General features: G+C 68.7%; 8 protein-coding genes. 4 read left to right on the top strand and 4 right to left on the bottom strand.

What is annotated here, in order from left to right:
- A partial coding sequence (locus AC1RJ9_RS27360; protein ID WP_492841683.1) for a hypothetical protein occupies window positions 1-227 on the bottom strand: 227 nt, incomplete at its 3' end.
- A gap of 9 nt (window positions 228-236) precedes the next feature.
- Between AC1RJ9_RS27360 and AC1RJ9_RS27355 the strand changes: the two genes are divergently transcribed.
- Window positions 237-593 (top strand): hypothetical protein, encoded by a 357-nt coding sequence (locus AC1RJ9_RS27355; protein ID WP_492841685.1) that lies wholly within the window; start codon window positions 237-239, stop codon window positions 591-593.
- Here AC1RJ9_RS27355 and AC1RJ9_RS27350 read toward each other — a convergent pair.
- Entirely contained in the window at window positions 590-925 is a 336-nt protein-coding gene (locus AC1RJ9_RS27350; RefSeq protein ID WP_492841687.1) for a hypothetical protein, read from the bottom strand. The genes AC1RJ9_RS27355 and AC1RJ9_RS27350 overlap by 4 nt on opposite strands.
- Before the next feature lie 332 nt (window positions 926-1,257).
- Window positions 1,258-2,550, bottom strand: a complete 1,293-nt coding sequence (locus AC1RJ9_RS27345) for an NRAMP family divalent metal transporter (protein WP_492841689.1) — start codon at window positions 2,548-2,550, stop codon at window positions 1,258-1,260.
- A gap of 87 nt (window positions 2,551-2,637) precedes the next feature.
- Between AC1RJ9_RS27345 and AC1RJ9_RS27340 the strand changes: the two genes are divergently transcribed.
- On the top strand, window positions 2,638-3,084 hold the full coding sequence (locus AC1RJ9_RS27340; RefSeq protein WP_492841691.1) for a c-type cytochrome: 447 nt from the start codon (window positions 2,638-2,640) through the stop codon (window positions 3,082-3,084).
- Between the two features lie 224 nt (window positions 3,085-3,308).
- Window positions 3,309-4,109, top strand: a complete 801-nt coding sequence (locus AC1RJ9_RS27335; RefSeq protein ID WP_492841693.1) for a universal stress protein — start codon at window positions 3,309-3,311, stop codon at window positions 4,107-4,109.
- Window positions 4,110-4,158: 49 nt separating this feature from the next.
- On the opposite strand, the gene AC1RJ9_RS27330 is transcribed toward AC1RJ9_RS27335, so the two are convergent.
- Window positions 4,159-5,016 carry a universal stress protein gene (locus AC1RJ9_RS27330; protein ID WP_492841695.1) on the bottom strand — a complete coding sequence of 286 codons (858 nt, stop codon included), beginning with the start codon at window positions 5,014-5,016 and terminating at the stop codon, window positions 4,159-4,161.
- A gap of 265 nt (window positions 5,017-5,281) precedes the next feature.
- Between AC1RJ9_RS27330 and AC1RJ9_RS27325 the strand changes: the two genes are divergently transcribed.
- Window positions 5,282-7,453, top strand: a complete 2,172-nt coding sequence (locus tag AC1RJ9_RS27325) for a copper-transporting P-type ATPase (protein ID WP_492841697.1) — start codon at window positions 5,282-5,284, stop codon at window positions 7,451-7,453.
- Window positions 7,454-7,473 lie beyond the last annotated feature (20 nt).

Raw genomic sequence — 7,473 nt, 5'->3', positions numbered from 1 at the left:
GCACTCCAGCTTTGATCGCCGTCAATGCCAAGCTTGGCCGGCCCCACCATTGTGACGGTCCATTCCAGGGAGGGCTTCATGTCGACCAAGCTCGTCACGCCGCTACGGTCGCTTGCTCCAATCGCCGCCGCGGGCGCGCTCGCCGCCTGGAGCGTGGCCTTGTTCCAGGCCCTGCCGCGTCTCATGGCCGGCCCGCTGTGCAGCGGCCGCCAGGACGTCTGGTCCATGGCGGGTCATTGCCCCGCCTGCTACGTCGCCGCGGCTTTGACCCTGATCCTTCTGGCGAGCTTAGCGAGTCCCGCGCCGTCGGCGGGCGCGATCCCGACCGGGCGGCCTTCGCGGCGATGACCCTGGAGGTCGGCGCTGCTGGCCAGAACATCCCGTCCTTCAACGGCGACGATGTTACGCGCGCCTTCGCCGGCGCCTACCTGCCGCTGTGTCGCGCCTTGCGCGAGGCCGGCGCGATCGATCCCCACGCCCTGGCGGTCCGCATCCTGGTGCGGCTTGGGCCGGAGCGCGAGGCCTCGTGGGCGATGCTGGCGATCTCACTGGCCCACGTGCTGATCCAAGAGGCCGAAACGTCGCGCGGCTAGGTCCGGCCGCGCGCCTGATCGTCCTGCCGGCCACCCTGGATCACGCGCAGCGCCACGTCCTTAGTCGCGTCGAACAAGGACTCCGAAAGCGCGATGGTCTCGTTCGGTCGGGGGCGACGCAGAACGGCCTGCAGGGCGGCGATCAGCGCCGCGCTTGAACTGACTTCCCCCGCCGGCGCGTAGAACCCCATGGTATCGGCGAGCTTGCCCCGATCGAGGACCCCCGCCGCTTCGAGTTCATCGCACAGCGGCAGGTAGGTCGCCGCCATCAGCTTGACCAGGTCGTTGGCGCTGAAGGTCAGCGCGCCTGGCCGGTCCTCGGATCCGCTCATGTCTTCAATCTTCCTGCTGGCGCCGCGGCCGATCGATTTGAAAACTCATCTCTCGCCTTCGGCCCCCAGTGATGCGGGCAGAATCGCTTTCATAGGTCAAATCGCCCCCTAAGAGCGATGTTTCTATTTCCCATTTTGAGTATTGATCCGAAATCTGTTCTTCTAGTCGTCGGTTACGAATTTCGATCCGTGGCGGAGATCGCCACCAATATATGGGCGAAGGGATTTAGGTTAATGCGCCGGGGGTAAATACATAGACCCGATTTCGGCGACCTCTGAACGTGGCGGGGAGGGCGGCGACACGCCGCGCGAGAGCGGCTCGGCTTCGCTCACTAGCGACCCCAGGTCGCCAGGAGGCCTACCGCCGCGGCGGTCATCACCAAGGTCGCGAGCCATCCGACGACTTTCAGCCCCGGGTGAAGCTTGAACGAGCCCATGACCGCGCGGCGGCTGGACATATGCATCATCAAGGCCATGATCGGAACGGCGACGATCCCGTTGATCACCGCGCTCCAGAAGAGCGCCTTGATGGGGTCGATAGGGCTGAAGTTGAGCGCCGCACCGATTAGCGTGGCCACCGCGATGGCGCCGTAGAACGCCTTGGCGCGTCTCGGTTTTCGGGCCAGGCCCACGTGCCAGCCGAACGTCTCGCCCAAGGCGTAGGCCGAGGAGCCGGCCAGCACGGGCAAGGCCAGCAAACCGGTGCCGATGATCCCCAGGGCGAAGACGAAGAACGCCAGCGGACCGGCGATGGGCCGCAAGGCTTCGGCCGCCTGGGCCGAAGTCTGGATGTCGCTTACCCCGTGGGCGTGCAAGGTCGCCGCCGTGGTCAGGATGATGAACAGGGCCACGGCGTTGGAGATCGCCATGCCGACATAGGTGTCGATGCGGATGCGTCGAAACTCCGCCGGCGCCTGATCGGGCGCCCGCAGAAGGGGCTTGGCGTCGACACGCTCCCTGACCTCCTCGACTTCCTCTTCGGCCTGCCAGAAGAAAAGGTAGGGACTGATCGTCGTTCCCAGCAGCGCGACGATGGCCGTCAGATAGTCGGCGTTGAAGGTCACGCTCGGCAGGACGAGGCTGCGCGCCACCGTCGGCCAGGGAATCTGGACGACGAACGCCACGCCGACATAGGCGAACAGCGACAGGGTCAGCCACTTGAGGACGGACACATAGCGGGAATAGCGCGAGAAAACCTCGAGAAGCACCGAGACCAGGCCGAAGAGGGCGACATAGAGCAGGGCGGGCCCGCCGATCAGCAGCTTCAGAGCCGCGGCCATGGCGCCCAGGTCCGCTCCGAGATTGATGACATTGGCGCTGACCACCAGAAGGACCACGGCGTAGACCATGCCGCCCGGATAGTGGCGCTTGAGGTTGCCGGCGATTCCCCGCCCCGTGACCCGGCCGATTCGGGCGCTGATCTCCTGGATCGCGCACATCAGAGGCCAGCTGAACAGCATCACCCAGGTCAGGCCGAAGCCAAATTGCGCGCCCGCCTGCGAGTAGGTGGCGATGCCGCTGGGATCATCATCCGAGGCTCCCGTGATCAACCCCGGACCGAGGACCTGCAGGAGCTTGGGCCGTTCGGGCTGCTTGACGGCGACGTGATCAACGGCGTCGATCATCAGGTCCTCGTGATATTGATCAGGATCAGGGCGGGCCCTTATCCTATGGTCAGGCTTGTGTCTTGAATGTGGGCTCGGAGCTTGGTCATGAACGTCGACGCGATGCACGTCCAGGTCGCCCGGAACCCGACGCCTGGCGCCCGCGGCGCCCTTCGGATTCCAGTTCATCTGGCCTTGAGCCTACTCCCGCTGGTCTTCAGCGGGGCCTTGGTCGCCGCACCCGCGGCGGCCAGCCCGCCCGACCTTGTCGCCCGAGGCCAGGCCATCGTCGAGCGCGACTGCGCCGGCTGTCACGCGGTGGGCCGGACCGGCGACAGCCCCAATCCACAAGCCCCGCGCTTTCGCCAACTGCATGAACGGTATGATGTCGAGGCGCTGAGCGAGTCCTTGACCGAGGGTTTGACGGTCGGTCACGGACCGATGCCCGAATGGTCGTTTGGGCCGGCCGACAACGCCGCGATCCTGGCCTACCTGAAGACCCTCGAGACGCCGACCAAGGGCAAGGTCAGGCCGGCCGCTCCACGGATCCCATGAGACCGTCGCGCCAGCGAGTGGCTCCGCTCAAGAATATCTGACCTGGACAAAGGAAATCTCCGGGGCTGGGCGAAGAAAATATGGGTCGCGCGCGGCGGACCGTTTTGACGGACGTCAATCGTCCGGCCGGCGCTCGCCGGGGCTCCGTACAAATGCGGATGCCGGCGCGACGAGGGGCTCGCTAGCGTCATCTCCAGGCGCTTTTGCCGACCGTGGAGGCGATGATGAAGAACGTTCTGCTTTTCGTGCACCAGGACGAAGGCCAGGAAGCCCGCCTGCAGGCGGCCCTGGATGCGACGCGGGCTTTGAAGGGCCATCTGAGCTGCATCGACGTCACTCCCATCACGGTGGTCGCCGGCGACGATGGCGGTCAGGTCCAGGCGCTGCTCCTGGTGGAGGAGCGCAAGCTCGAGACGGGCAATCGCGCGGCCCTGATGGCCCGATTGACCGAAGAAGGCCTGCCCTGGGACTGGATCGAGAGCACGGGCGACGTCGCCAACTGCGTCCTGGATGCGGCGGGCCTGGCCGACCTGATCGTGATCAACTGCAAGCGCGACACCTTCATGCGGATCGAGCCGCGGGCGATCGCCAGTTCGACGGTGATGGGCGCGCGTTGCCCGGTCTTGGCCGTACCCGACGCCGCGCGAGGCTTCGACGCTGGCGGCCACGCCGTTGTGGCGTGGGACGGCTCGGCCTCGGCCATGGGCGCGTTGCGCGCGGCCACGCCCCTCCTGCGCCTGGCCGGGTCGGTGACCATTTTCAACGCCGACGACGGCGGCAAGGGCGCGCCCGAAGAGGCGGCCGCGGTCTATCTGTCGCGCCATGGCGTCCACGCCTCTATCGAGCGGGCCTCCGCCCATGGCCAACGCGCCGATGCGGCGATCCTCAAGGCCTGCGCCGACCAGCACGCCAGCTACTGCGTGATGGGCGCCTATGGCCAGGGCCGGTTGCGCGAGGACCTGTTCGGCGGCGTCACCCGCGGCATGCTCGCCGCCGAGCGCCTGCCGCTCGTCCTGGGTCGCTGAAGCTCGAACATCCAGAGCGTGGTTGGCGCCGAACCGGCGGCCGCCACGCTCAGTGGGCGAAGAACAGGTTCAGCGCCCGGCTGTGGGCGATCAGCGACTTGGTGACGCCGCCCAGGACATCTTCGCGAAGGCGCGAGTGTTCGAAAGCGCCGGCCACCAGCAGACCCGCGTCCCAGGATCGCGCCTGACGAACCAGGCCATCGTATCGGCTGAGGCCATCACGGGTTTCGACCTCGATCTCGCGGACGCCATGGCGGCGAAGATAGGCGACCAGTCGCTCGGGCGCGGCGACGGCCCGCTCGCTGGCGCGCAGGTGGGCCGGATCCTGGAGGATGACCACGCGCGTGGCCGCCTTGAGCAGCGGCATGGCGGCGCGCACGGCGCGCGCGGCCGCCGGACTGCCGTTCCAGGCGATGGCCGCGCCGAGGCCCAGCTCTCCGGGCGCGCCGCTGATCACCAGGACGGGGACCTGGGCGCGAAGGAGGGCGTCGGCCATCAGTCCGCTCCAAGATCCCAAGGCCTGCAGCGTCATGCGGCCAACGACCACCAGATCGGCGAACGGCGCGAGGGCCGATAGGTCCAGCGCATGCGCCGACTGCTCCTCGACCAAGACGATGCGGCCGGTGTCCGGCTCGACGCCTGGGCCCAATTGTCCGGTGATGTCCCGGGCCATGGCCTCGACATCGCGACGCAGCTCCGCCTGCGCGTTGTGGGCCGCCTCTCGCAACGTGGGCGAAAAGCCAAGGCCGCTCTGGCCTGGGGCGGGGTCCCCGACCACCGCGAGGGGCGGGGCCAGGACCACATTGACCTGCCCTTGGGCGGCGCGCGCCAGCTCGGCGGCGGAAGCAAGCGTCAGGGCGTCGTCGTCGGCGCCGGTGAGAATGGTCAGGATGCTGGCGTAGCTCATGGCGAGGTCCTCATGCCGCGAGCTTGCGGCCGCGTGCTGGCGCGACCTTGCGCCAAATCAAGTTCCTCCGCATCGTCAGGAACCGGCGCGGTTGTCTACGGGCCATTGCGGATGCCGCGCGGGCGCATGCGCGCGTCAACATCACCAGCGCCCGTCGGCTGAGCCATGCGGCCGCGTCGCGGGTGTCCGGCCATGGCGACGCGAAACCTATGGAAGACGCGGCTCCGTCGAGACGTTGACGCGGCCCGCGTGGTGAGGTCGACGAATGAACGCCCAAGAGCCAAACGCGACCACCAGTTCGCCCGCCCCGGCGACGCCGCCGGGCGCGCTGGTCTTCACCTGTCCCATGCATCCCCAGGTGCGCCAGGCCGGCCCCGGGCTTTGCCCGTTCTGCGGCATGGCGCTCGAGCCGATTTCGACCTCGGGCGATCCGCCGCCCAACGCCGAACTGGCCGATATGACGCGGCGCTTCTGGATCGGCTTGTGTCTGGCCCTGCCGGTCTTCACGCTGGAGATGGGCGCCCACCTGATGGGCCATCATCGGTGGGTCGCGCCGATGGTTTCCAATCTGATCCAGTTCGCTCTGTCGACGCCCGTGGTGCTATGGGCGGGCTGGCCGTTCTGGGTTCGCGGCTGGCGGTCGGTGGCCAGCGGCCGGCTCAACATGTTTACCCTGATCGCCATGGGGGTGGGCGTGGCCTACGGCGAGAGCCTGGTCGGCCTGTTCGCGCCTCGGCTGCTGCCATCTGGCGCGCGCGACGCGATGGGGGCGACGCCCGTCTATTTCGAGGCCGCGGCGGTGATCACCGTTCTGGCCCTGCTGGGGCAGGTCCTGGAGCTTCGCGCGCGCGAGCGAACGTCCGGGGCTATCCGGGCCCTGCTTGACCTGGCGCCCAAGACGGCGCGCCGGGTCAAGGCGGACGGGAGCGACGAGACCGTGACCCTGGATCTCGTGTCGGTCGGCGATCGCCTGAGGGTCCGTCCAGGCGAGAAGATTCCGGTCGACGGCGTCTTGGTCGAAGGCCACGTGACGATCGATGAGTCGCTGATCACCGGCGAGTCCATGCCGGTCACCAAGGCCGCTGGCGATCATGTGGTTGCTGGCGCGATCAATCGGACCGGCGCCTTCGTCATGCGCGCCGAGAAGGTCGGATCTCAAACCCTGCTCGCGCGGATCGTGCAGATGGTCGAGCAGGCCCAGCGCAGCCGCGCGCCGGTGCAGCGGACGGCCGACCGGATCTCGGCCTGGTTCGTGCCGGCGGTCATCGGCGTCGCGCTCACGGCCGCCGCGGCCTGGATGGCTTTCGGACCGCAACCCCGTCTCGGCTATGCCTTGATGGCGGCTGTTTCGGTGTTGATCATCGCCTGTCCCTGCGCGCTCGGGCTGGCGACCCCGATATCGATCATGGTCGGGATCGGCCGCGGCGCGCGACTGGGCGTGCTGATCAAGGACGCCGAGGCGCTGGAGCGGCTGGAGAAGATCGACACCCTGGTTGTCGACAAGACCGGAACCCTCACCGAGGGGCGTCCGGCGGTGACGGCCCTTGAGCCCGCCGAGGGTTTCGACGAGGCGCGGCTGCTGCGCCTGGCCGCGAGCCTGGAGCGCGGAAGCGAACATCCGCTGGCCGAGGCCATCCTGACCATGGCGCGCCATCGCGGCCTGGCTCTGTCGGAGCCCGCGCAGGTCGACTCGCCGGTGGGCCTGGGCGTGCTGGGTCTGGTTGACGGCCAGCGCGTGGCGGTCGGCGGGCCCCGGCTCATGGCCCAGGAAGGCGTCGAGGCGGCGCCGCTCGCGGCGCGGGCCGAGGCGCTGCGTCGCGGCGGCGCGACGGCGGTGTTCGTCGCCGTCGATGATCGGCTGGCTGGCGTGCTGGGGATCGCCGATCCGATCAAGGCGACGACTCCCGCGGCCCTGGCGGCCTTGGCGGCCGACGGCGTGCGCGTGGTCGTGGTGACCGGAGACAACCGCACCACGGCGCTGGCCGTGGCCGAGCGGCTGGGCCTTCGGGAGGTCGAGGCCGACGTCTCGCCGCAGGACAAGGTGAAGGTGGTGGCGCGCTTGCGGGCGCAGGGACGCCTGGTGGCCATGGCCGGCGATGGCGTCAACGACGCGCCGGCTCTGGCGGCCGCCGAGGTTGGGGTGGCGATGGGGGCGGGCGCCGACGTCGCTATTGAAAGCGCTGGGGTGACCCTGGTGCAGGGCGACCTGCAAGGCATCGTCAGGGCCAAGCGGCTGTCCCGGGCGGTCATGCGAAATATCCGCCAGAACCTCGTGTTCGCCTTCGCCTACAATCTGGCCGGCGTGCCGATCGCCGCGGGCGTGCTCTACCCGGCGTTCGGCATAACGCTGTCGCCGGCGATCGCGGCGCTGGCCATGGCGCTGTCGTCGGTGAGCGTGGTGGCCAACGCCTTGCGCCTGCGTGGGGCGCGGCTCTGACCGGCGCTTTGCTCGAGCAC

It is taken from the genome of Caulobacter sp. GW822-FHT07D08, from assembly GCF_058798735.1.
This window is presented reverse-complemented; position numbering and strand designations above follow the sequence as displayed.